Here is a 21,904-nt window from a genome sequence, read left to right on the forward strand (position 1 = left end):
CGAAGTCCGTATCCGGCATGGACGATATGGGCCAGCGGCGAACCGGCGAGGAAAACGGGTGCGCCGCCACGGACGAACCTCCGGCGCTTGACGGACCGGCACTGCCCGCGCCACTAGCGGGCATGGCCAATCCCATCGAATCCGATCCGCACGGCTTCAAGCGTCGCGGCGTGCTGTTCGTATTGTCTTCGCCGTCGGGCGCGGGCAAGTCGACCATCGCGCGCAAATTGCTGGCCGACGAGCCGAAATTGTCGATGTCGGTGTCCTATACGACCCGTCCGCCGCGCGAGGGCGAGGTCGATGGCCGCGATTACCATTTCGTCGATGTCGAGCGCTTTCGCGAGATGGTCGCCAACAACGAATTCCTCGAATGGGCGCACGTCTTCGACCATCGCTACGGCACGCCCAAGGCGGACGTCTTCCACACGCTGAGCGAAGGTGAGGACATTCTGTTCGACATCGACTGGCAGGGCGCGCAGCAGCTCTATCAGCTCGCCGGCGGCGACGTGGTGCGCGTGTTCATTCTGCCGCCGTCCATGGCCGAACTGCGTCAGCGGCTCGAACGCCGCGCGACCGACAGCCAGGATATCATCGAGGGGCGCATGGTGCGCGCGGAGCGCGAGGTCAGCCACTGGGACGCGTACGACTATGTGCTGGTCAACGACGATGTCGAAACATGCTTCCGCTCTGTGAAGACGATCCTGGCCGCAGAGCGGTTGAAACGGTCCCGCCAGACGGGATTGATCGGCTTTATCCGTCACCTGGGGAGGTAAGCGGGCCCTTCGACAGTTCCAGGAACCGCGCCGCGGCCTGGAATTCCGCACGGCGGTTCGCGGTTGCAGCCGTGGCGAGATCGTCCTCGCCCCATTGTTCTGCCTGCCAGTCTTCGTCGATACTCGCTGCCGTCCAGACCGCATCGGGCGTTGCCGCGCCCTCGGCCAGCGCGAGCGCCAGGACCAGCGAACCCGTGAGCGACACGATCGGCGACAGCGGCGCCAGAACGAAGGGATCGTACGCGGCCACCGCCCCGGCAAGGCGCGTGACGGTGGTTTCCGGCTGCGGCACGTGCATCACGCCGGCCGTGATCTCGAAACGGATGCCATAGCGGCCACGGCACCAGTCGAGAATCGGGTCCCAGGCATTCGCCTGCCGCGCGACCAGTTCGACGGGGCCTTCGGCACGATAATAGAGCAGATCGCTTTCGCCAAAGCGCGCGAGACCCGCCGCGAAGGCCGCGCGATCGGGCCCCACCCGGTCGATCGCCGCATTGGCGAGACCCGTCAGCGGCATGGCACGTGGATCGACGGTTTCCGTCACCGCGCGCCATTCCTCCGCGATCGCGTCTGCGAGGGCCGCCGTCGGCACGGCCAGCGGGGCGCGACCCGGCGTTCGCACGGGGCGGCCGTCCAGCGCAATGCTCCGCCGGTCCCCTTCCGGGACCACGCTCACGTCCCTCCAAAACCGCTTCATGGCTTCGGAGTGCGCCACTTGCGGGCGAGCGCGCGCGGCACGGTCGCGATCATGTAGAGCGCGGCGAGAACGATCGCGACGCCCAGAATCCTGGTTGTCGTGTCGGTCGCGCGCGCCAGCAGCAGCACCCCGAGCACCGCGCCGGCGGCGCCGGCGATACGGGTCAGGGTCATGGCGAAATAGCGCGTGCGCGCCGTCCGGTCCGGGTCGGTCATAGCGTCTCCAGATGCGGGCCGATCCCGCTGGCATGGCTGGCGACATGGCGCGCGCCGGCCGCGGTCAGTTCGTGCGGCGCATGATAGCCCCAACCGACGCCCAGCGGATGCACGCCCGCTGCCACGCCCATTGCCATGTCGAAGCTGGTGTCGCCGATCATCACCGTCGTTTCCGGTTCCGCGCCCGCCTCTGCCATGGCGGCCTCGACCATCGCGGGATGCGGCTTGGATGGATGGCGGTCGGCGGTCTGCAAAGTGACGAAATGGCGGGTGATTTCGTGATGCGCAAGGATCAGCGACAGGCCGCGATCGGACTTGCCCGTGGCGACCCCCAGCAGCCAGCCGGCCGCATCCAGCGCGACCAGCGTTTCAACGATACCGTCATATAGCGGTTCGGCCAGCATGGTCCCGGACGTGCGCATTCTGATGAACTGCTGGCGATAGGTCTCGGCGATGATGCGGTGAAGCGCGTCATCGGCCTCCGGCAGCAATTGCGCCGCCGCTTCGACGAGGCTGAGGCCGACGATGCGCCGGATCGCCTCGCGCGTCGGCGGGTCGAGGCGGTGGGCGGAAAACGCCTCTTCCATCGCCAGGCAGATATTGGCCTGGCTGTCGACCAACGTGCCGTCGCAGTCGAACAGGGCGAGGCGATTGCTCATGCGTGGCGCATCCAACGGGCGATAGCAGCGCGGCGTCCCCGCCCTTCCAGCGCATCCGCCGCGGCGAGCCGCGCGGCGTCGGGCTTGTTCCGGTCGCGCTTCGTCGTGCCGCGCCACGCTTGCACGCCCAGCACGACACCGCGGATGCCGTCGAGCATCCGGGGCGTCGTGCTGGCTTCGTCCACGGGGGCCGGGTGCATCAGTCCTTGCCGCGCCGGCGCCGCTCGCCGCGCCGTTCCTTGCGAACCGCCTTGGCGTGCGCCTTCGCCTTCTGCTTTTTCTCGGCGCGGGAGGCGGGCGGTGGCCCGTCCTCGATCGGCAGCGCATCGCCAAGGGCGGGATCGAAGCCGAGCATCCCCATGCTCTCTGCGAAATGGTGCGGCAGCTCGGCGGTCACGTCGATCTTTTCGCCGTCGGGATGGCCGATGCGCAGCCGCCGGGCGTGCAGATGCATCTTGCGGCTGACCCCGCCGGTCAGGAAGGCTTCCTGACCGCCATATTTGCCGTCGCCCACGATCGGATGACCGATCGCGGCGAGGTGGACGCGAAGCTGGTGGGTGCGGCCGGTAAAGGGCTGTAGCTCGACCCAGGCCGCCTTGTTTCCGGCGCGCTCGATGATGCGATACCGGGTCCGGGCTGGCTGGCCGTTCTCCTCGTCCACATGCATCTTCTCGCCGCCGGTGCCGGGTTGTTTCGACAGCGGCAGGTCGATTACGCCGTCGGCGATCTCCGGCACGCCCACGATCAGCGCCCAGTAGATCTTCCTGGCGCTGCGACCGGAAAAATGCTTCGAGAAATATGCGGCCGCCCGCGCCGTGCGCGCGACGAGCAATGCGCCGGACGTATCCTTGTCCAGCCGGTGGACGAGCTTGGGCCGCCCTTCCAATCCGAAGGTCAGTGCATCGAGCAGGCCGTCGACATGCTCCGTCGTCCTGGTGCCGCCCTGCGTCGCAAGGCCCGGCGGCTTGTTGAGCACCAGCGCCTGGTCGTCGCGGTGGATGACGAGTTCGCGCGCGAACGCTTCCTGTTCGGGCGTCAGCGGTGCCCGCTCACGCTTCTTCTTCGGCGCCTTGGCGGGTTCGGCGGGCGGCACGCGGATGACCTGACCGGCGACGATGCGGTCGCCGGGCGCGGCGCGGGTGCCGTCGACGCGAAGCTGGCCTGTGCGGGCCCAGCGCGACACGATGTTGAACGTCGCCTCCGGCATGTGCCGCTTGAACCAACGGTCGAGCCGGATGCCGTCATCGTCCGCATCGACGGTATATTGGCGGACGTCGCTCATGCGACGGACCGGACGGGTGCGATGGAATCCATGACCGGCGCTGTAAACGGGATTCCCGGCCAAGGAAACCGCCGGCGACCGCGACGCTAGACGCCGCGATTGGCGACCAGATCGATATCGGTGCCGCCGCCTTTGCGCGGCGTCATGAACAGGACATAAGCGCCGCCGTCGCTTGTACGCGTGCCGCCCAGGATATGCTCGTTGCCGTCCACCTGATGCTCGGCGTCATACCCTGCGCGCCGGGCCTGCGTATAATACCAGTCGAGCATGTGCTGCATGGGCTGATCGGCCCAGAAGCTGACGACGCGCAGATGGCAGCGGCCGCCGGTCGAACCCGCGGCTTCGATCACATGCGCCCTGGGATAGAGGGCCAGGCCGTCGGGAAGGCGTTGCGCCCATTTCGCCGAATAATCGAGGTCGGCAGCACACCCCTTCGCCGCGGGCTGGTTGGCGGCGAGCGCGCCGATCGTCAGCGATTCGCGACCCGCCTCGCATTCGGAGCAGGCCTTTGCCTTCACAGGCGCCGGCGCGCGCATCAGCTTGCCGTCGGCTGCCGCGCGCCGGGCGGTTCCGGTCTTGGGAACGCCGGCCGAATAGGGCTGGCTGGGTGGCCGGATCGCGCCGCCGTTCGATTGGCCGACCAGATCGGGGTCGACCATGATCTGGTCCCGCAGGGCGCCGGTGATCGCCGGGTCGACGCCGTTGCCCTGACCGATCAGTTGGTTGTCCAGCGCGCCGAGATCCTGATCGTCGTCATTGCCGCTGCAGGCCGCGAGGGCCAAGGGTAGCAGCAGGAACGCTGCGGTTCGACGCCGGGTGTGGCGAGGGGTCGCGATCATGTGCCGTTGCTCCTTTTACCGTCGAACCATGTCGGATCGCGGCCAAGAAAGCATTGAAGTTAAAGGTTAACCGGCAAATTTTTCGTTAAGCATGCGTCCCGGACCGGAACTGCGAGGGGAGCAGTAGGTGTATTATCTTGCCAATACGCGCCGTTCCCATCATTATTGCACCCATGCTCAACCTGTTTTCGATTCTGATCGGTATTTTCGCGCTGTTGTTCGCGGTTGTCGCCTTCACGCCGCTGATCGGCGCGCTCAATTGGATCGTGGTGCCCATCGCGATCGTCGGCGCGGGTATCGGGGCGCTGTCGAGCCGGAACGGCGGCCGCAACCTGAATATTCTGGTGATCGTGATCGGCGTGGTGCGGCTGATGCTGGGCGGCGGCATCCTTTAGACCCGCCGCCCGCCCGCGCAGGATCAGATCCGCTCGGTGCCCGGATAGGCGAGCAGAAGGTCGCTTTCGGCGTCGCCGTGTATTGCGCAGGACCCGGTCAGGGTGAGGCATTCACCGGCTTTCCAGGGCACGCCGTCGACCACGCCTCGCCCGCGAATCGGGACCAGCCAGGCGGTGCGCCCTTCGGGCAGCGTCACGGTCCTCTCCCCACCGGGCCACCGTTCCAGGACGAATTTCGGGCCTTCGACGAGGATGTCGCGATCTCCGGCCACTTTTCCCGGCATCGGCTGCGGGCGATAGGGTTTTGCGTCCGCCACCGCGATTCCTTCGTCGAGATGCAATTCGCGTGGCCGGCCGTAATCGTATAGGCGGTATGTCGTTTCCGAATTCTGCTGCACTTCGATCAGCGTGATTCCGGCACCGATCGCGTGGATCGTTCCCGAAGCGGAATAGAAGAAATCGCCCGCCTTGACCGGTTTCCAGTCGAGCAACTGTTCGATGCTCCCGTCGAGCGCGGCGCGGCGCAGCGTCTCGTCGTCCACCGGTTCCCTGGTTCCCAGCGCGATGGTCGAATCGGGCTCGGCGTCCAGGATCAGCCAGCATTCGTCCTTGCCGCGCGGCAAACCGCGGGCATGCGCCTGGGCATCGTCGGGATGGACCTGCACCGACAGCTTTTCGCTGGTGAACAGATATTTGACGAGAAGGTCGGGCGTCGAATCGCCGGGCGTCTGGAACCACACCTCGCCGATCGGCTCCTCATCGGCCGGCGGATCGGGAAAACCGGGCCACAGGTCATGGCGACCCCAGGGTTTGGCGACGCGGTGCGTGGCGAGCATGGTAGCGGGCAAGGCAGGTCCTCCAGACAAAGAGTGATGGCGGGCATATAAATACAACATGCCGGTTGCGCGATCCCCGTCGTCGCACCGGTTGTCGACACGTTCATGCGAAAATCGTTGTTTGCCCCGCCAAGGCTCGGCTATGAGGCACGACCATGCGTAACACGATGTCCCGTTCGCTCGTCCTGGGCCTGATGCTTGCCGGCGCGGCCACGATTTCCGGTTGTGCCAAAACTGGCGGCTCGACCGATGTTCCCTATGTCGCGCGCGACGTCGGCACGCTGTATTCCGCAGCGAAAGAGCGTCTCGACGACGGGCAGTACAAGCTGGCCGCCGCCCTGTTCAGCGAGGTGGAGCGCCAGCACCCCTTCTCCGTCTGGGCGCGCCGTGCCCAGTTGATGGGCGCGTTCAGCTATTATCTGGACAAGGATTACACCCACGCCATCCAGTCGGCGCAGCGGTTCATCGCGGCGCATCCCGGCAATGCGGATGCGCCCTATGCCTATTACCTGGTGGCGCTTTCCTATTACGAGCAGATTTCGGACGTGGCGCATGATCAGGGCATCACGCAGCAGGCGCTCGATGCGCTCGGCGAATTGCAGCGCCGTTATCCGCAGAGCCGCTATGCCGCCGATGCGCGGTTGAAGATGGATCTGGTGCGCGATCATCTCGCGGGCAAGGAGATGGAAGTCGGCCGCTTCTACGAGGATCGCGGCCGGTGGCTGGCGGCTTCGATGCGGTTCCGCACCGTCGTCGAGAATTACCAGACGACGACGCAGGTGCCCGAAGCGCTGATGCGCCTGACCGAAACCTATCTGGCGCTGGGCATGCCGGAAGAGGCGCGCAAGTCGGCCGCCACGCTGGGGGCCAATTATCCCGGCAGCGATTGGTATCAGCGGGCCTATGAACTGTTCCGTGACAAGGCGCCGAAGGCCGCGCAATCGGCCGACGCCGGAGCCTGACCTGACCGGGAGGCGTCCGCCGCCATGCTGACCGCGCTGTCGATCCGCGATGTCGTGCTGATCGAGGCGCTGGACCTCGACTTCCATGCCGGGCTGGGCGTGCTGACCGGCGAAACCGGCGCGGGCAAGTCGATCCTGCTCGATGCGCTCGGTCTGGCGCTGGGCGCGCGCGGCGATACCGGCCTTGTCCGGCAGGGGGCCGACCGGGCGATGGTGACCGCGAGCTTCGTTCCGCCCGCCGCCGATGGCGCGATCGCCGAAATGCTCGGCGAGGCCGGTGTCGTGATCGAACCGGGCGAGCCGTTGATGATCCGGCGTATGGTGCGGGCCGATGGCGGCAGCCGGGCCTTCGTCAGCGACCAGCCGGTTTCCGCCGGTCTGTTGCGCGAACTCGGTCAGCATCTCGTCGAAATCCATGGGCAGCATGACGATCGCGGACTGCTCAATTCACGCGGGCACCGGGCATTGCTCGACACTTATGGCCGGCTCGATACCGCTTCGGTGGCGGGTGCGTATCGCGCGTGGCGTGCCGCCGACGCGCAGCTTGCCGAGGCGCGGGCCGAGCAGGAAGCGGCCGAGCGCGACCGGGAATGGTTGGAACATGCCGTGGCGGAGCTGACCCGTTTCGCGCCGGAACCGGGCGAGGAGGCAGAACTCGCCGAACGGCGCGCCACCATGCAGCGGGGCGAGAAGATCGCCGGCGACCTGCAGGGGGTGGCCGATCTGCTCGACGGGTCGGACGGCGGACTGGCGCGATTGCGTCAGGCGGCGCGCATCCTCGACCGGATTTCGGGCGATCACGAAGCACTGGCCGATGCGCTCGAAGCGCTCGATCGCGCCATTATCGAGGCGGGAACGACGCAGGAACGGGTCGACGAAGCGGCCGAAGCGCTGGCCTTCGACCCCGCCGCGCTGGAAGCCGACGAGGCGCGGCTGTTCGATCTGCGTGCGCTCGCGCGCAAACACCAGGTGCAGCCCGACGATCTGGCGGAGCTTGCCGAGACACTGGCTGCGCGGCTGGAGCGGATCGAAAGCAGTGGTGCCGGGATCGCGAAGATCGAGGCGGAAGCCGCAGCCGCGCACCGCGCCTATCGCGAAGCCGCCGATGCGCTTAGTATTGCCCGCAATAAGGCCGCCGAACGACTCGATGCCGCCGTCGCGGCCGAGCTGAAGCCGCTCAAGCTGGACGCCGCCCGCTTCCGCACCCGCGTCGAGCCGCTGCCCGAGGCGCAGTGGACCGCACAGGGGCGCGACCGCGTGGAGTTCGAGATCGCGACCAATCCCGGCGCGCCCTTCGGTCCGCTGATCAAGATCGCCTCGGGCGGCGAGCTGTCGCGCTTCATCCTGGCGCTGAAGGTGGCGCTCGCCGAAGAGGGCGGGGCGCGCACGCTGATCTTCGACGAGATCGACCGCGGCGTGGGCGGCGCCGTCGCCGACGCCATCGGCGAAAGGCTGGCGCGCCTGGCAGGCGGTGCCCAGTTGCTGGTGGTGACGCACAGTCCGCAGGTCGCGGCGCGCGGCAACCATCACCTGCTGATCGCCAAGGCGCATGACGGTATCGTCACCCGTACCGGCGTCACCCCGCTCGGTGCCGAGGCACGCCGCGAGGAGATCGCACGGATGCTGTCGGGCGCCGAGATCACAGACGAGGCCCGGGCGCAGGCCGAGCGCCTACTGGCGGCGTAGGCAAACGGGCGCCTTTAGTTGGACCCGTTTGCCCTGAGCTTGTCGGTGCTGTCCTTCTTCTCCGCGTCAGAAGAAGGGCAGGGCTTCGACGGGCTCAGCCCGAACGGGATCGGGCGTGCTGGATCAGGTGTAGGGTAGGTGCCTTTGGACCCGTTCGCCCTCTGGCATCGGCTCATTCCGGATCGAAAATTCGGCAGCAACGCTTGTATCGCATCACTACCACAATGAGAGGCCTCCTGCATGTCGAGACGCTCCCCGGCGAAACTGGAAGTACGAGAAGCAAAACCCGCCGACATCCCCGGCATCCTGTCGCTCATCGGGCGGGTCTATACCGGCGTCGAAAACTATACGCCGGGCATGATCCGGGGGCAGATCAACAATTTCCCCGAAGGCCAGTTCGTCGCGCTCTATGAGGGCGAGGTCGTCGGCTATTGCGCCTCTTCGCGCATCGACGAGCATGTCGCGCTGGCGCCGCACGACTGGGAGGGAATCAGCGGCAACGGCTTCGGCAGCCGCCACGATCCGACCGGCGACTGGCTCTACGGATTCGAACTCGCGGTTGCGACCAAACAGCGCGGCTTGCGCATCGGCAAGCGGCTCTACGAGGCGCGGCGCGCGCTGTGCGAACGGATGGAGCTGAAGGGGATCGTCTTCGGCGGGAGGATGCCCAATTATCGCCGCGCCCGGAACCGGGTCGACGGCCCGCAGGACTATCTGGACAAGGTCCGCGAGGGCAAGCTGCGCGATCCCGTCATCGGTTTCCAGCTCGCCAACGGGTTCGAACCGATCGGCGTGCTCGAGGACTATCTGCCCGAGGACAAGCAATCGATGGCGTATGCCGCGCACATGGTGTGGCGTAACCCCTATGTCGATCCGGCCGAGCCGCCCAAGCACCGGGTGCCGCGCGATGTGGAGGGCGTGCGGCTGGCGACCTGTCAGCTCCAGGCGCGTGCGGTAAAGGATTTCGACGAGTTCGTCCGCAACGTCGAATATTTCGTCGACGTCGCCGCCGGATACCAGTCCGACTTCGTGGTGTTCCCGGAACTGTTCACCCTGTCGCTGCTGTCGTTCGAACGGGGCAGATTGTCGCCGGCAGACGCCATCGAACGCCTCACCGATCACCGTCGGCCGCTGGTCGACGAACTCAGCCGCATGGCGCTGAGGTACAACATCAACATCGTCGGCGGATCGCACCCGACGCGCACCGACGACGGCGACATCCAGAACGTTGCTTACGTCTGCCTGCGCGACGGTTCGGTGCACGCGCAGGAAAAGATCCATCCGACACCCAATGAAAGCTATTGGTGGAAGATCAAGGGCGGCGACAGTGTCGACGTGATCCAGACCGATGTCGGGCCGGTCGGCGTCCTCATCTGCTATGACAGCGAATTCCCCGAACTGGCCCGGCGACTGGTGGACGAGGGCGCGCGGATCATCTTCGTGCCGTTCTGCACCGACAATCGCCAGGGCTATATGCGCGTGCGCTATTGCGCCCAGGCGCGCGCGATCGAGAATCAGTGCTTCGTGGTCATGTCGGGCAATGTCGGCAACCTGCCGGGGGTCGAGAATATGGACGTGCAATATGCCCAGTCCTGTATCCTCACGCCGTGCGACTTTCCCTTCGCGCGCGACGGTATCGCGGCGGAGGCGAGCGAGAATATCGAGACGCTGACCATCGCCGATGTGAATCTTGCCGACCTCACCTGGGCGCGGGCCGAAGGCACGGTGCGCAACCTGACCGACCGGCGCTTCGACCTTTACCGGATCGACTGGACGCGCGGGCCGCGCGGCGACCAGCAACAGGTGCCGTCGCGCGCACCGATGCAGGCGAACGGACCCGGCGGCGGCTAGGACGGATCGCCCTTCAAGGCTTGCCAGCGCGCCTCCGACGCGCGAGGTTGCGGCAGGGCAACGGAAGGCGGGAGGTTCGATGCGCAGGGCACTGATGTCGTTGGTGATGGGAGCGGTGCTGGCGATATCAACGCCGGCCGTGGCGGGACCGTCGGAGGATCTGGACGCGCTGCTCAAGGATCACTGGCAATGGGTCCTGAAGCACAATCCCACCTTTGCAAGCTCGGTCGGCGTGCATCGCTATGACGACCAGCTCGGCGACGTGTCGCTCGCCGCGCGCGACCGGGAGCTGGCGGACGAGAAGCGTTTCCTCGCCCGTCTCGAGGCGATCCCCGAGACCGGATTGTCGGAAGAAGGACGAATCGACAAGGCGGTGCTTCACCGCATCCTGTCCGACGATATCGAGGGCAACGGATTTGGCCAGCGCACGGTGTTGTTCACGAGTTATTCCTCGCCGTGGCAGGGGCTGGCGTGGCTTGCCACCGGCAGCCGGTTCGACACGGAGGCCGATTTCGCCAATTACCTGACGCGCCTGTCGAAATTCCCCGCGCAAAATGCCGAGCTGTTGAAAATCACGCAGCAGGCGGTCGCGCAGGGCTATGTCCAGCCCTGCGTCGCGCTCGACGGCTTCGCCGGCACGATCAGCGGTCTTGTGGCCGAGGACCCGACGGAATCGCGCTTCTACGAGCCCTTTGCCGGACCGCGCCCCGGCACGATCTCCGTCCGACGGTGGCAGGCGCTGCAGGCGCGGGCGAAGACGGTCATCACCGATGTCCTGAACCCGGAGTTCCGCAAGGCCGCCGATTACATCGCCCAGGATTATATGCCGCACTGCGCGAAGACGGCGGGCGTTTCGGCCCAACCCGACGGCAAGCGCTATTACGCCTATCGTGCGCGCGTCGAGACGACGACGGACTATACGCCGGCGCAGATCCACCGGATCGGCCTCGACGAGATCGCCCGCATCGACAAGGAGATGGAAGCGGTCGCGAAGCAGGCGGGCTATGACAGCCGCGACGCCTTTATCGACCATCTGCGCACCGACCCGCAATATTACGCCGAGACGCCCGAGGAACTGCTCGCCCGTTCGGCGCTCATCGCCAAGACGATCGACGGTCACATGCCCGAGCTTTTCGGGCGGCTTGCGCGGCTGCCTTATGGCATCAAGCCGATCCCGGCGGAAACCGCCGAGGGGACGACGACCGCATATTACAGCCCCGGTTCTCCGCAGAACGGCGTCGCCGGCACCTATTACGTCAACACCTCGAAGCTGGATCAGCGGCCGTTCTGGGAAATGCCATCCCTGACGATGCACGAGGCGGTCCCCGGCCATCACCAGCAGATCGCATTGCAGCAGGAACTCGATCTGCCGCCCATGCGCCGCTATCTCGCGCACTTCACCGCCTTTACCGAGGGTTGGGCGCTCTATGCCGAAACGCTGGGCGACGAAATCGGCATGTACGATACGCCGGCGAAACGCATGGGCCGGCTCAGCTACGACGCCTGGCGCGCGGCGCGGCTCGTCGTCGACACGGGCATCCATTCGATGGGCTGGTCGAAGGAGAAGGCGGTCGCGTTCATGAAGGCGCATACCGCGCTCAGCGACGCCAATATCGATGCCGAGGTCAATCGCTACATCAGTTGGCCGGGCCAGGCGCTGGCCTATAAAATCGGGGAGTTGCGGATCAGGGCGTTGCGCCGGAAGGCCGAGCGCGAACTGGGCGACGATTTCCGGTTGCGCGCCTTTCATGACGCGGTGCTGGAGGAAGGATCGCTGCCGCTCGACGTGCTGGAAGCGCATATCGACCGCTGGATCGTGGCGCAGAAGGCCGAACCAGCCGCATCCGAAAGCTGAACGGACCCACCCGACCCGAGACAGATCGCGACACTTTCCCGCCGCTGCCGACATATCCGGACGACATTCCCGCGCCATTGTTGCGATGCGGCCGGCGAACGGCCGCGTCGAAACGGAGTGTCGCCATGAAGAAGGTCATCATGCTCGTCGCAGGGCTCGGCATTGCCGGCGCCGTTCTTCCCGCCACCGCGATCGCGGCCGGACGGGGACAGGTTCACCAGCGGCAGGCCGCGGTCGAGACCCGGATCGCCGACGGTCTTCGCTCCGGCGCGTTGAACGGCCGTGAAGCCGGCAGGCTGCAGGCGCAGGCGCGGGCGCTTGCAAAGCTCGAACGGCGCTATCGCCATAGCGGACATGGCCTGAGCCGGGCCGAGCGCGTCGCGCTCGACCGCCGCTATGCCGCCCTGTCCCAACGCGTGCGGGTGCAGACACACGATCGGCAGGTCCGCCGATCGTCGCACTACCGGTAAGGCTGTCGGGCACCGCTCCTGTCGGGGCGGTGCCGATCCGGCAGAGCGGTCAGCGCAGGGGCTTGCCGGAATCCTTCCACTTGTCGAGAATCGCCGATTGCGGCAATGGATCGGGTGAGGCCGGCGGGCCGCTATCGGCCAAGCGTTCGTGCCTCGGTATCGGTGCGGGGGCGTCGGCCTCCGCCTCTTGCTGCGGCACCGGCTGCGCCGTCGCGGCGGCGGGGGCGGGTATCGGCGCCGACGGCGCGAAATGCGGGCCGGGTGCCGGTTCGCCGCCGACATAGCGTTCGTGGAAAGCCGCGGGCGTTCCCCGATACCCTTTCCAGCGATGGAACAGGTGCGCGCCGAACATGCCGGTCATCACCAGCGACCGGTTCCAGGCGGGGTGGACCGCGTAGGTGTGGTAATGCGTCGCCAGGCCGACCGGCGCGAAGACCCGGCCCGACAAAGCGGCGTCCGCCACCCGGGCGGCGCGGCGCCAGTAGCGTTGATCGGGCCGTCGCGCGACCGAGCCGTCGCAGGCGAAGCTGAACTGGCATCCGGCCTGTTCCGACCCCTGATAGACGACGCCGCACACTGTGTCGGGAAATGCAGGGTGGCGCACCCGGTTGAGAATTACCTGGGCGATCGCACGTTGTCCGTCCTCTGGCTCTCGTGCCGCTTCGTAATAGAGTGCGCTGGTCAGGCACTGTGCGGCCCTCACTCGGTCGAGCGCGCTACCGCGCGGGGTGAAGGGCCTTGCCGGCATCACCGAAGCGGCGGCGTCGGCATCTTCTCCGCCGGTCGTGTCGATTGCCCGTGGCAGCGCGGCGTCCAGCCGCATGTTCTCCGTCCGCCAAACGGGTTTCGGCCGACCGAGCTGATCGAACGAGGCGATCGCGCCGTGGGCGCAGAAAATGCCGCCCAGCGCGAGCGTGGATAACGTGGCGATGGAGTGCGGGCGACTCCGCCCGTGCCGACGCGCGAACATGGCAGCCTGATAGCGCAGCCGGCACCGTCCGGCGCGTGCCGATTTCGGCCCGTCCCGTGGCGGCACGCTATATGGTTAAGACAGGATTCGTCCCCGCGGGGGGTCAGCGTTCGCGCCGCCACTTGCTGGCGTAGATCGCCGCCGCCGCCAGTGCCGCCGATCCGATGCCGATGCCGATACCGGCGAGCGGCCAGTTGCGGCGCTTGCCAGGGTCGGCCGTCGATGCCGCGCCGACGCGTGAAGAGTTGGACTCGCGCACTGCGGCCGTGATCTCATTGTCCGTGGGGTCGCTCAAGCCATCCTCCAGCCCATAATCCTACGCCAGGCATTCCAACCTCTTGAACGTGTTGCAAGCCCTTTACGTGCCGGCACGCCGTCATCGTCCGTGATAAAGCGCCCGAAAATCGTGGGCGAATGCTTTCAGGCCCCCCTGCGCGATCGCTGTGCGCAGATCGGCCATCAATCGCTGATAGAACCACAGATTGTGCTCGGTCATCAGCATCGCGCCAAGGATTTCGCCGGCGCGCACCAGATGATGGATATAGGCACGGCTCCAGCCCGCACAGGTGGGGCAGGGGCAGGCGGGGTCGAGCGGTCCCGTGTCCTCGCCGAATTTCGCGTTGCGGATGTTGATCGGGCCAGCCCGCGTGAACGCCTGGCCGGTGCGCCCCGAGCGCGTCGGCAGCACGCAGTCGAACATGTCGACGCCGCGTTCCACCGCGCCGACGATGTCGTCGGGCTTGCCCACGCCCATCAGATAGCGGGGCCGCTCCGCCGGCAATTGGTCCGGTGCATAGTCGAGCACGCCGAACATTGCTTCCTGGCCTTCGCCGACGGCGAGCCCGCCGATGGCATAGCCGTCGAAGCCGATATCGGTAAGCGCCTCCGCCGAGGCGCTGCGCAGCCCTTCGTCGAGCGCGCCCTGCTGGATGCCGAACAGTGCGGCGTTTTCGGCATGCTCGCCGCCCGCATCGAAGCCTTCGCGGCTGCGCCTGGCCCAGCGCATCGACCGTTCCATCGCCGCCGCTTGCCTGTCGCGGTCCGCCGTGGTCGGCACCAGCTCGTCGAACGCCATGACGATGTCGGAGCCGAGCAGCCGCTGGATCTCCATCGAACGTTCCGGGCTGAGCATGTGGCGCGAGCCGTCGAGATGGCTCTTGAACGCCACGCCCTCCTCTGTGACCTTGGTGAGGTCGGACAGGCTCATCACCTGATAGCCGCCCGAATCGGTCAGGATTGGCCGGTCCCAGCCCATGAAGCCGTGCAGCCCGCCCAGCCGGTGAACGCGCTCGGCGGTGGGACGCAGCATCAGGTGATAGGTGTTGCCGAGGATGATGTCGGCGCCGGCTGCGCGCACGTCGGCGGGCTTCACCGCCTTCACCGTGGCGGCGGTGCCGACCGGCATGAAGGCAGGCGTGCGGATTGCACCGCGGCGCATGGCGATCGTGCCGGTGCGCGCCGCGCCGTCGGTGGCGTGGATGGTGAACTCGAAACGCGGATTCATGGGATGCGCCATGCCGCGCCGGGCCTATCGTGTCTACTCATCGCCGATCAGATCCGTTTTTGCCGAGCTTGTCGAAGCAGCGTCCTTCACGGATGCTGCGAAGAACCGCCCTTCGACAAGCTCAGGGTGTGCGGGGTGGATCAGGGTGAGTGGGGGATCAACCTGTTACCACATTGTTGCTGCGGTCCTTGTCGGGCAGCTTGTGGCCGGGGTCGATCTCGGCGCGAACCACCTTCGACGTGCCGCCGACCGGTACCGCGCTCGCCGCCTGGCGGATCCAGGTTTCGGCCGGCAGCCGCACGTCCTTCACGCTGCCGTCGGCGAAGGTCACGCGCAGCGTCGCCGGCATGATCAGCTTGTCCTTCGCCGCTACGGTGATCAGCGCGCCCTTCGCCGGCATGTCGTCGACATAGGCGATCTTCGTCGCCGCCAGGTCCATCTGCCAATTGTTGAAATACCAGCCGCGCCACCAGTAATCGAGGTCCTCGCCGGCATCGCTCGCCATCGCGCGGAAGAAATCGGCGGGCTGCGGATGCCGGTAAGCCCAGGCCGCGGTGAAGCGGCGGAAGGCATGGTCGAACCGCTCCGGCCCCAATATCTGCTTGCGCAGCAGGATCAGCCCCAGCGCCGATTTGAAATAGGTGACCGGATGCCGCCACGTCTCGATCACCGTGTCTGCGCGGCTGACGATCGGCGGGGCGTCCTTGTCGGCGAGGATCGGCAATATCTCGTCGACCGGATTGCCGCCGCCCGGCGCATATTCGCTGTCGCGCTTGGGGGCGTATTCGCCGCCGTTGAACTCGTCCGATTCATAGACGTCGATGAAGGTGTTGAACCCTTCGTCCATCCAGGCATGGCGGCGCTCGTCGAAGCCGACGATCATCGGATACCAGCTATGGCCGATCTCGTGCGCGGAGATCCAGAACAGCACCTTGCCCTTGTCGGGAATGCCGTCGAATACGATGCCGGGATATTCCATGCCCGTCGCGGGTCCGGCGATGTTGATCGCGGCGGGCCAGGGATAGGGATACCATTTCGCCGAAAAGCGCTCGACCGCGTCCTTCATATATTCGGTCGACCGGCCCCAGCGCTCCGGCCCGGCGCTTTCCGCCGGATAGAGCGACATCGCCACCGAATGCTTGCCGTTCGGAAGGTTGATGCGCGCCGCGTCCCAGGCGAAGGCGGACGACGCGCTCCACGCCACGTCCCGCGTATTTTCCATGCGGAAATGCCAGGTCAGCGTGCCGCCGCGCTTCGGCCGGGTCGCGGGATCGCCGATCTCGTCCGGCGAGCGGATCATCACCGTCTCGTCCGAATGCGCGGCCTTTTCCAGTCGCCCGACCTGCCGCTTCGTCAGCACCTCCTCCGGGTTCATCAGCTTGCCCGAACCCGCGACAATCATGTCGCTCGGCACCGTCAGCCAGTAATCGAAATTGCCGTATTCGAGGTAGAATTCCTGCGCGAGATAGGGCAGCGGGTCCCAGCCGCGCAGATCGTCATAGACGGCGACGCGCGGATACCACTGCGCCAGGTCGTAGATTTCCCCGTCCTTCGACCGGCCCCATGCCATGCGCCCGCCGAATGTGCCGGGAATGCTAAAGTGATAGGCGATCTCGATCACAGCGGTTTCGCCGGATGCGAGCGGCGCGGGCAGGCGAAGCTGCGCGCGCGTATCGCTGATCAGCGGCTCGACCGTTGCGGCGGCGTCGCCTCCGATCGCGATCTTCGCGCTATCGAGCGCCATTCCGCCGGTTACGCCGCGCACCGGACCGCCGGCCGCCTTGTACCCGCGCGAACCGGCCTTGTAGAGATTCTGCTCCAGGTGCAGCCAGATGACGCGCAGCGTATCGGGGCTGTTGTTGGTATAGGTGATCCGCACCGATCCGCGCAGCACCTTCGCTTTCGTGTCCAGCGTCGCGCGGATGGCGTAGTCGGCGCGGTTTTGCCAGTAATCCGGTCCCGGCATGCCGTTCGACGAGCGATAGCGGTTAACCGTCTGCCCCAGGTCGAGCGGCGCGAAGGTTTCGCGCGGATTGTAGTTCCGGGCCACCGCAGGGGTGGCCATCAACAGCAGCGCGACCGCCGCGAGCAGTTTCTTCATCATCGCGACCTGCCTAACGCGCCGATACGATGATTGCCAGACCACAGGGCGCGGCCCCACCGGCGGGAGCGAAGCGCCGCGGCGCTCGTTGGTCGCGAAAGATGCGTGACAAGGAGAACCGCAATGTCCCGACCGACCAGTCCCGGCGACGAAGCCGCTCCCGACACCCCCGGCACCGGCGAAGATATATGTCCGCGCTGCAATGGAAGCGGCAAGGAGGGTGACGAGACCTGTCCCCGCTGCGAAGGCACGGGCCGGGTGGTCGAGGGGATCGGCGGCGGCTGATCGCGCGACCCGCCGCCGCGCCATCACCGCGCCTCAGCGTTCGTACGCGTTCGGCAGGCTGCCCTCGGTCGGCTGCATATAGCGCTGGCGCAGCTTGTCCTGCCGGGTTTCGAGCGGCTGCTTCACGCCGTCGATGAACACGGTCTGCGCCACACTGTCCAGTTCGAGGGGGTCGCCGCTCCAGATCACGACATCGCCGTGCCGGCCGGGGCGCAGCGAGCCGATCTGGTCGGCCATGCCGATCGCCTCGGCCGCGCCCGACGTGATGCTGGCAAAGGCCTGGTCCCAACGCAGCCCCGTGGCACCGGGTACTTTGGTCAGCGCGACCAGGTTGCCGGCATACTGCTTTTCATGGCGTGCCTGCCGCGCGTCATTGTCGTTGATCGTGCCCAGGGCCACGGTGACGCCGGCGGCCTGCATCCGGCCGACATTGGATTGGGTGGCGGCGACCTTTTCGAATGCGGCGGGCAGATCGTTCAACGCGCTCGCGATGACGGGAACGCCAGCGGCGGCGATGCGGTCGGCAACGGTCCAGCCCTCGGACGCGCCGACCAGCACGAGTTTCAGCTTCGGCAATTCGCGTTTCAGGTCGAGCAGCGCCAGGATGTCGGATGCGCGTTCGACATGGACGAGCAGCGGCACCTCGCCCTCCGCCACCGGCATCAACGCCTTGGCGTCATAGGCGTTGACGAGCGCGTCCTTGCCCTGATCGGCATAGCCGTCGGGGTCGCGCGCATAATCGCGGGCCTGCAACAGGGCGTTGCGGAACATGGCAAAGGCGGCGGGGCGGCTGCCGCCGGCCTCCTGCGCGCCGTCCTCGCCATATTCCATGAACTGGAAGGCGTGGCGCTTCGTGATGGCGTCACGATCGCGGCCGAGATCGATCACGGCGCCCTGTCCGGCGAAGATCGAATCCGACGTCGCGGGCGCGACGACGGCACGGGTGATGCCGGCGGCGCGATTGATTTCGACCGGCATGGCAAGCGGGTTCACCGCGGGCGCCACATCGAGCGATGCGTGAAAGGGGCTGTCGCCGGCGGCGCTGTCGTCGGTCGATCGCACCCCGTCGACCTCGACGATGCCAAGTCGGGTGAAGCCCGCGACAATGCCTGGCGTGACCCAGCGGCCGCCTGCGTCGATCGCATCCATTCCGGCGGGCACGGAAACGCCAGCGCCGGCCGCCACGACGCGGCCGGCGCGGACCACCACCGTGCCGTCTTCGATCGGGGCGGAGCCGTCGCCGATCACCAGCCTGGCATGGGTGATCGCGACATCCTGGGCCGCGGCCGGCATCGCCATGGCTGCGGTCGCCGCCGCCGCGATAAGCAATAGGGAAGGGTGCTTCATTTCACGTCTCCCGCGCCGGGCTGGCCGAGTTCAAAGTCGGAGACCGGTCGGCGCGCCGGGTCGTCCATATCGTAGAGCAGCGCACCGTCGATCCACACCTTTTCCGGGCGGCTGTAAACGCTGAACGGATCGCCGTTCCACAGCACCACGTCCGCCATCTTGCCGGGCTTCAGGCTACCGGTCCGGTCGGCGATGCCCAGCGCCTTGGCCGGATTGTAGGTCAGCCACCTCCAGGCCGCGGCGTCCGAGATGTCGATGCCGGCGCGGCGGCCCGCGGCAAGCGTCTTGGCGACTTCCTGGTTCAGCCGCTGGATTCCGTTCTCGTCGTCGGAATGGATCATGGCGCACGCGCCGTTCTTCTCGAGCAGCGGAAGGTTCGTCTGGATCGCGTCATATGCTTCCATCTTGAAGCCGTACCAGTCGGCCCAGACGGCCGCGCAGGTATCGTTCGCCTTCAGCAGGTCGGCGATCTTGTAGGCTTCGACGGCGTGGTGGAAGGCCGTGACGTGATAGCCGAACTCCTTCGCCATATCCATCACGACCGCCATTTCGTCGGCGCGGTAGCAATGGTTGTGGACCAGGATTTCGCCGTCCAGCACGCCGCGCAGCGTGTCCATGGCGAGATCGCGATCGGGAACGTCGCCGCCTTCCTCCTCATATTTCGTCCATTTCCGGTCATAGGCCTGGGCCTTTGCCCAGGTCTGCCGGTCGATGGCGATATTGCCCATGCGCGTCGATGGCGCCTGGTCGCGGCTGCCATAAACGCGCTTCGGATTTTCGCCGCAGGCCATTTTCAAGCCGTAGGGAGCGCCGGGAAACTTCATCGCCTGAACGGTTCGCGCAGGCACGTTCTTCAGCACGACCGATCGTCCGCCGAACAGGTTGGCGGAGCCGGGCAGGATCTGCAGCGTGGTGACGCCGCCATTGACCAGTGCGCGGCTGAATCCCGGGTCCTGCGGCCAGACGCTGTGCTCGGCCCAGACTTCGGCGGTCACCGGGCTTGTCGCTTCGTTTCCGTCGGAGAGGGCTGGGACGGAGGGCGAAGGATAGTCGCCGAGATGGCTGTGGACGTCGATGATGCCCGGTGTCAGCACCTTGCCCGTACCGTCGATGACGGTCGCGCCCTGCGGCGCTTCGACCGACGTGCCGATATCCACGATCTCGCCATCGGCGAACAAGACGGCGCCGTTGTCGATGCGGCCGCCCTCGCCATCGAAAATCGTGACGTTGCGAACGAGCGTCGGCGCCCCGGGATAGCGGTGATAGGTCGATGGATAGGGATCGCGATCATAGCCGCGCGATCCGGCCGGCGCCTTCGAGGACGCCGTTTCCGTCTTGCCTGTGTCCGTCGACGCACACGCCGCCACCGAACAGGCGAGCAGCACTGCGCCCGCCAGTCGCGCGATGCCGCCGCGCGACAATCGTCTCTGTATCATTCAGCCCCCTGTGCCAACGCCGCCGATGAGAATGAACCGATCCTGCGGCCGTCCGGCGGCGACGTTCCGTGAAACCGCCGCTCCTGTCAATTGCCGTCATTGCCGGCGCCGCGCGACGCTATTGTCACCCTGCGGCGCACGGGCCTAGAATCACCGCCGCCATGTCGGACCCCCCGCTGCCCCTGGCCTTCGCCCGCCATCTCGATCGCGACCGGCGGCGGTCGCCGCATACGGTTCGCGCCTATCGCGCCACTGCCGAGCGGTTGCTGGCCTTTCTTCGCACGCATTGGGGCGGACCGGTATCGCGCGACGATCTCGGCCGCATCGTCGCATCCGATCTCCGTGCGTATCTCGCGCACCGGCGCGCGCGCGGACTGACGAACGCGTCGGCCGCGCGTGAACTTTCCGCAGTGCGCGCCTTTCTGCGCTTTGCCACCGGTCGCGACACGGTGCCGCGCCTTCGCGGCGCACGCGTGCAAAAGGGTGTTCCGCGGCCCATCGCGCCGGATGAAGTGGTGGCGCTTGCCGAGGAGGTATCCGAAGAAGCGCGCGAACCCTGGATCGCGGCACGGGACTGGGCGGTCCTGATGCTGCTCTATGGCGCCGGGCTGCGTATCGGCGAGGCCCTGGGCCTGACGGGCGCCATTCTGCCGCTAGGCGAGACGCTTTCCGTTACGGGCAAGCGAGACAAGACGCGGATCGTGCCCTTGCTGCCGCAGGTGCGCGACGCCGTGGAGACCTATGTGCGGTTGAGCCCTTACGGCGCCGCGCGTGAGGCGGCACTTTTCCGCGGCGCGAAGGGCGGGCCGCTGTCGCCTGCGATCATCCGCCGATCGGTTCGCGCGGCGCGCGGCCGCCTCGGCTTGTCGGACCGGACGACGCCGCACGCCTTGCGCCACAGCTTCGCGACCCACCTTCTGGGGCGCGGCGCCGACCTGCGGGCGCTGCAGGAACTGCTGGGCCATGCCAGCCTCAGTTCCACGCAGGTCTATACCGCGGTCGACGCGGCGCATCTTCTGGATGTCTATCGCAACGCCCATCCGCGCGGGCAGGGCTGATCGGCCGCTGCCCGGCGGTCCGAATCAGCCGGGATAGGGTTTTTCCTTCAGCAGCTTTGCCAGATGTGCGGCATTGCCGGCCACCATGCCGGCGGTTTTGCGGGTCTTGTCCGGCACCTGGTCGAGATCCTTGAAGTCGACCGAACCCATCGCTTCGCCTACCCAGTAGCAGGCGGCGACGGCGGGAATGGTGTAGCCGCTGTCGTTCAGCGACTGGAACAATTGGGCCGAGGAACAGTGCGCGCCATCCTCGTTACCGACGATCGCCGCGACGGCGACCTTGGAATAGCTCGGCATCCGGCCCTGGTCGTCGGTTTCCCCGGTAAAGGCGTCCATACGCTCCAGCACGCGCTTGGCGACGCTGGAAATCTGCCCCATCCAAATCGGGCCGCCGAAGATCAGGATATCTGCGCCGAGAATCCGTTCGCGCAATTGCGGCCATGCGTCCCCGGCGCCTTCGTCCGAGGTCACCCCCGGTTTGACGTTGTGGGCTGCGCAGCGAATGGTTTCGACCAACTCGACGTCGTATTGCGCGAAGGCGATTTCCAACACCCCGATCATCCTGTCGGTCGACGAGGCTTCCGACGGATCGTCCTTGAGCGTGCAATTGAGCGCGATAGCAGTAAGCGGCATCGGATCTCTCCTTCGATTGCCACCGGTCAACGCGCCGATCCTGCTTCCTT

At 66.7% G+C, this 21,904-nt stretch carries 23 protein-coding genes; 9 read left to right on the forward strand and 14 right to left on the reverse strand.

Annotated elements, in window-relative coordinates; genetic code table 11:
* Positions 1-122 precede the first annotated feature (122 nt).
* A complete protein-coding gene (gene gmk / locus RPR59_RS04605) occupies positions 123-773 on the forward strand; it encodes a guanylate kinase (protein WP_313918323.1) in 651 nt (216 codons plus the stop codon).
* Here the strand turns inward: gmk and RPR59_RS04610 are convergent.
* The 6 genes from RPR59_RS04610 to RPR59_RS04635 all read right to left on the reverse strand — a co-directional run bounded on the left by RPR59_RS04610 (position 751) and on the right by RPR59_RS04635 (position 4,465).
* Positions 751-1,470 (reverse strand): ATP12 family chaperone protein, encoded by a 720-nt coding sequence (locus RPR59_RS04610; RefSeq protein ID WP_313917148.1) that lies wholly within the window; start codon positions 1,468-1,470, stop codon positions 751-753. The two genes, gmk and RPR59_RS04610, sit on opposite strands and share 23 nt — an antisense overlap.
* Positions 1,467-1,685 (reverse strand): hypothetical protein, encoded by a 219-nt coding sequence (locus RPR59_RS04615; RefSeq protein WP_313917150.1) that lies wholly within the window; start codon positions 1,683-1,685, stop codon positions 1,467-1,469. Before RPR59_RS04615 ends, RPR59_RS04610 begins: the two co-directional genes overlap by 4 nt.
* On the reverse strand, positions 1,682-2,344 hold the full coding sequence (locus tag RPR59_RS04620; RefSeq protein ID WP_313917152.1) for an HAD-IA family hydrolase: 663 nt from the start codon (positions 2,342-2,344) through the stop codon (positions 1,682-1,684). Before RPR59_RS04620 ends, RPR59_RS04615 begins: the two co-directional genes overlap by 4 nt.
* A complete protein-coding gene (locus RPR59_RS04625; protein ID WP_313917153.1) occupies positions 2,341-2,544 on the reverse strand; it encodes a hypothetical protein in 204 nt (67 codons plus the stop codon). Before RPR59_RS04625 ends, RPR59_RS04620 begins: the two co-directional genes overlap by 4 nt.
* A complete protein-coding gene (locus RPR59_RS04630; protein ID WP_313917155.1) occupies positions 2,544-3,626 on the reverse strand; it encodes an RluA family pseudouridine synthase in 1,083 nt (360 codons plus the stop codon). Before RPR59_RS04630 ends, RPR59_RS04625 begins: the two co-directional genes overlap by 1 nt.
* 86 nt (positions 3,627-3,712) lie before the next feature.
* A complete protein-coding gene (locus tag RPR59_RS04635; protein WP_313917157.1) occupies positions 3,713-4,465 on the reverse strand; it encodes a hypothetical protein in 753 nt (250 codons plus the stop codon).
* Positions 4,466-4,638: 173 nt separating this feature from the next.
* Between RPR59_RS04635 and RPR59_RS04640 the strand changes: the two genes are divergently transcribed.
* Positions 4,639-4,860, forward strand: coding sequence for a hypothetical protein (locus RPR59_RS04640; RefSeq protein WP_313917159.1), 222 nt, complete (start codon positions 4,639-4,641; stop codon positions 4,858-4,860).
* 23 nt (positions 4,861-4,883) lie between these two features.
* Here RPR59_RS04640 and RPR59_RS04645 read toward each other — a convergent pair whose 3' ends face one another.
* Positions 4,884-5,708 carry a cupin domain-containing protein gene (locus tag RPR59_RS04645; protein WP_313917161.1) on the reverse strand — a complete coding sequence of 275 codons (825 nt, stop codon included), beginning with the start codon at positions 5,706-5,708 and terminating at the stop codon, positions 4,884-4,886.
* 143 nt (positions 5,709-5,851) lie between these two features.
* On the opposite strand from RPR59_RS04645, the gene RPR59_RS04650 reads away from it, so the two are divergent.
* The 5 genes from RPR59_RS04650 to RPR59_RS04670 all read left to right on the forward strand — a co-directional run bounded on the left by RPR59_RS04650 (position 5,852) and on the right by RPR59_RS04670 (position 12,520).
* Positions 5,852-6,658, forward strand: a complete 807-nt coding sequence (locus RPR59_RS04650; RefSeq protein WP_313917164.1) for an outer membrane protein assembly factor BamD — start codon at positions 5,852-5,854, stop codon at positions 6,656-6,658.
* Positions 6,659-6,682: 24 nt separating this feature from the next.
* A complete protein-coding gene (gene recN / locus RPR59_RS04655; protein ID WP_313917166.1) occupies positions 6,683-8,344 on the forward strand; it encodes a DNA repair protein RecN in 1,662 nt (553 codons plus the stop codon).
* A 240-nt stretch (positions 8,345-8,584) separates the two neighbouring features.
* The gene (locus RPR59_RS04660; protein ID WP_313917168.1) at positions 8,585-10,195 is read left to right on the forward strand and encodes a GNAT family N-acetyltransferase; all 1,611 of its coding nucleotides are present in this window, start codon (positions 8,585-8,587) and stop codon (positions 10,193-10,195) included.
* Between the two features lie 79 nt (positions 10,196-10,274).
* Positions 10,275-12,050, forward strand: a complete 1,776-nt coding sequence (locus RPR59_RS04665; protein ID WP_313917171.1) for a DUF885 domain-containing protein — start codon at positions 10,275-10,277, stop codon at positions 12,048-12,050.
* Positions 12,051-12,175: 125 nt separating this feature from the next.
* On the forward strand, positions 12,176-12,520 hold the full coding sequence (locus RPR59_RS04670) for a hypothetical protein (protein ID WP_313917173.1): 345 nt from the start codon (positions 12,176-12,178) through the stop codon (positions 12,518-12,520).
* A gap of 49 nt (positions 12,521-12,569) precedes the next feature.
* Here the strand turns inward: RPR59_RS04670 and RPR59_RS04675 are convergent, their stop codons facing one another.
* The 4 genes from RPR59_RS04675 to RPR59_RS04690 all read right to left on the reverse strand — a co-directional run bounded on the left by RPR59_RS04675 (position 12,570) and on the right by RPR59_RS04690 (position 17,098).
* Positions 12,570-13,490: a cell wall hydrolase gene (locus RPR59_RS04675; RefSeq protein WP_313917175.1), complete on the reverse strand. Its 921-nt coding sequence runs from the start codon at positions 13,488-13,490 to the stop codon at positions 12,570-12,572.
* Between the two features lie 103 nt (positions 13,491-13,593).
* The gene (locus tag RPR59_RS04680; RefSeq protein ID WP_313917177.1) at positions 13,594-13,785 is read right to left on the reverse strand and encodes a hypothetical protein; all 192 of its coding nucleotides are present in this window, start codon (positions 13,783-13,785) and stop codon (positions 13,594-13,596) included.
* A gap of 81 nt (positions 13,786-13,866) precedes the next feature.
* On the reverse strand, positions 13,867-14,994 hold the full coding sequence (gene tgt / locus RPR59_RS04685; protein ID WP_313917179.1) for a tRNA guanosine(34) transglycosylase Tgt: 1,128 nt from the start codon (positions 14,992-14,994) through the stop codon (positions 13,867-13,869).
* 157 nt (positions 14,995-15,151) lie between these two features.
* Entirely contained in the window at positions 15,152-17,098 is a 1,947-nt protein-coding gene (locus RPR59_RS04690) for a M1 family metallopeptidase (RefSeq protein ID WP_313917182.1), read from the reverse strand.
* 120 nt (positions 17,099-17,218) lie between these two features.
* Between RPR59_RS04690 and RPR59_RS04695 the strand changes: the two genes are divergently transcribed.
* Positions 17,219-17,380 (forward strand): hypothetical protein, encoded by a 162-nt coding sequence (locus RPR59_RS04695; RefSeq protein WP_313917184.1) that lies wholly within the window; start codon positions 17,219-17,221, stop codon positions 17,378-17,380.
* A gap of 33 nt (positions 17,381-17,413) precedes the next feature.
* Here the strand turns inward: RPR59_RS04695 and RPR59_RS04700 are convergent, their stop codons facing one another.
* A complete protein-coding gene (locus RPR59_RS04700) occupies positions 17,414-18,727 on the reverse strand; it encodes an amidohydrolase family protein (RefSeq protein ID WP_313917186.1) in 1,314 nt (437 codons plus the stop codon).
* Complete coding sequence (locus tag RPR59_RS04705; RefSeq protein WP_313917188.1) at positions 18,724-20,163, reverse strand: amidohydrolase; 1,440 nt, start codon at positions 20,161-20,163, stop codon at positions 18,724-18,726. Before RPR59_RS04705 ends, RPR59_RS04700 begins: the two co-directional genes overlap by 4 nt.
* Before the next feature lie 161 nt (positions 20,164-20,324).
* Here RPR59_RS04705 and RPR59_RS04710 point away from each other — a divergent pair, with 161 nt between their 5' ends.
* Positions 20,325-21,221 carry a tyrosine recombinase XerC gene (locus RPR59_RS04710; RefSeq protein WP_313917190.1) on the forward strand — a complete coding sequence of 299 codons (897 nt, stop codon included), beginning with the start codon at positions 20,325-20,327 and terminating at the stop codon, positions 21,219-21,221.
* A 24-nt stretch (positions 21,222-21,245) separates the two neighbouring features.
* On the opposite strand, the gene RPR59_RS04715 is transcribed toward RPR59_RS04710, so the two are convergent.
* A complete protein-coding gene (locus tag RPR59_RS04715; RefSeq protein WP_313917192.1) occupies positions 21,246-21,854 on the reverse strand; it encodes a flavodoxin family protein in 609 nt (202 codons plus the stop codon).
* Between the last annotated feature and the right edge of the window lie 50 nt (positions 21,855-21,904).

Source organism: Stakelama saccharophila, assembly GCF_032229225.1.
In the GTDB taxonomy this organism is placed as follows: Bacteria; Pseudomonadota; Alphaproteobacteria; order Sphingomonadales; family Sphingomonadaceae; genus Sphingomonas; species Sphingomonas saccharophila.

Bases quoted from the DNA above. Each gene is read 5' to 3' on its own strand.
- gmk (WP_313918323.1), top strand. From the start codon at position 123: ATGGCCAATCCCATCGAATCCGATCCGCACGGCTTCAAGCGTCGCGGC.
- RPR59_RS04610 (WP_313917148.1), bottom strand. From the start codon at position 1,470: ATGAAGCGGTTTTGGAGGGACGTGAGCGTGGTCCCGGAAGGGGACCGG.
- RPR59_RS04615 (WP_313917150.1), bottom strand. From the start codon at position 1,685: ATGACCGACCCGGACCGGACGGCGCGCACGCGCTATTTCGCCATGACC.
- RPR59_RS04620 (WP_313917152.1), bottom strand. From the start codon at position 2,344: ATGAGCAATCGCCTCGCCCTGTTCGACTGCGACGGCACGTTGGTCGAC.
- RPR59_RS04625 (WP_313917153.1), bottom strand. From the start codon at position 2,544: ATGCACCCGGCCCCCGTGGACGAAGCCAGCACGACGCCCCGGATGCTC.
- RPR59_RS04630 (WP_313917155.1), bottom strand. From the start codon at position 3,626: ATGAGCGACGTCCGCCAATATACCGTCGATGCGGACGATGACGGCATC.
- RPR59_RS04635 (WP_313917157.1), bottom strand. From the start codon at position 4,465: ATGATCGCGACCCCTCGCCACACCCGGCGTCGAACCGCAGCGTTCCTG.
- RPR59_RS04640 (WP_313917159.1), top strand. From the start codon at position 4,639: ATGCTCAACCTGTTTTCGATTCTGATCGGTATTTTCGCGCTGTTGTTC.
- RPR59_RS04650 (WP_313917164.1), top strand. From the start codon at position 5,852: ATGCGTAACACGATGTCCCGTTCGCTCGTCCTGGGCCTGATGCTTGCC.
- recN (WP_313917166.1), top strand. From the start codon at position 6,683: ATGCTGACCGCGCTGTCGATCCGCGATGTCGTGCTGATCGAGGCGCTG.
- RPR59_RS04660 (WP_313917168.1), top strand. From the start codon at position 8,585: ATGTCGAGACGCTCCCCGGCGAAACTGGAAGTACGAGAAGCAAAACCC.
- RPR59_RS04665 (WP_313917171.1), top strand. From the start codon at position 10,275: ATGCGCAGGGCACTGATGTCGTTGGTGATGGGAGCGGTGCTGGCGATA.
- RPR59_RS04670 (WP_313917173.1), top strand. From the start codon at position 12,176: ATGAAGAAGGTCATCATGCTCGTCGCAGGGCTCGGCATTGCCGGCGCC.
- RPR59_RS04675 (WP_313917175.1), bottom strand. From the start codon at position 13,490: ATGTTCGCGCGTCGGCACGGGCGGAGTCGCCCGCACTCCATCGCCACG.
- tgt (WP_313917179.1), bottom strand. From the start codon at position 14,994: ATGAATCCGCGTTTCGAGTTCACCATCCACGCCACCGACGGCGCGGCG.
- RPR59_RS04690 (WP_313917182.1), bottom strand. From the start codon at position 17,098: ATGATGAAGAAACTGCTCGCGGCGGTCGCGCTGCTGTTGATGGCCACC.
- RPR59_RS04695 (WP_313917184.1), top strand. From the start codon at position 17,219: ATGTCCCGACCGACCAGTCCCGGCGACGAAGCCGCTCCCGACACCCCC.
- RPR59_RS04700 (WP_313917186.1), bottom strand. From the start codon at position 18,727: ATGAAGCACCCTTCCCTATTGCTTATCGCGGCGGCGGCGACCGCAGCC.
- RPR59_RS04705 (WP_313917188.1), bottom strand. From the start codon at position 20,163: ATGATACAGAGACGATTGTCGCGCGGCGGCATCGCGCGACTGGCGGGC.
- RPR59_RS04710 (WP_313917190.1), top strand. From the start codon at position 20,325: ATGTCGGACCCCCCGCTGCCCCTGGCCTTCGCCCGCCATCTCGATCGC.
- RPR59_RS04715 (WP_313917192.1), bottom strand. From the start codon at position 21,854: ATGCCGCTTACTGCTATCGCGCTCAATTGCACGCTCAAGGACGATCCG.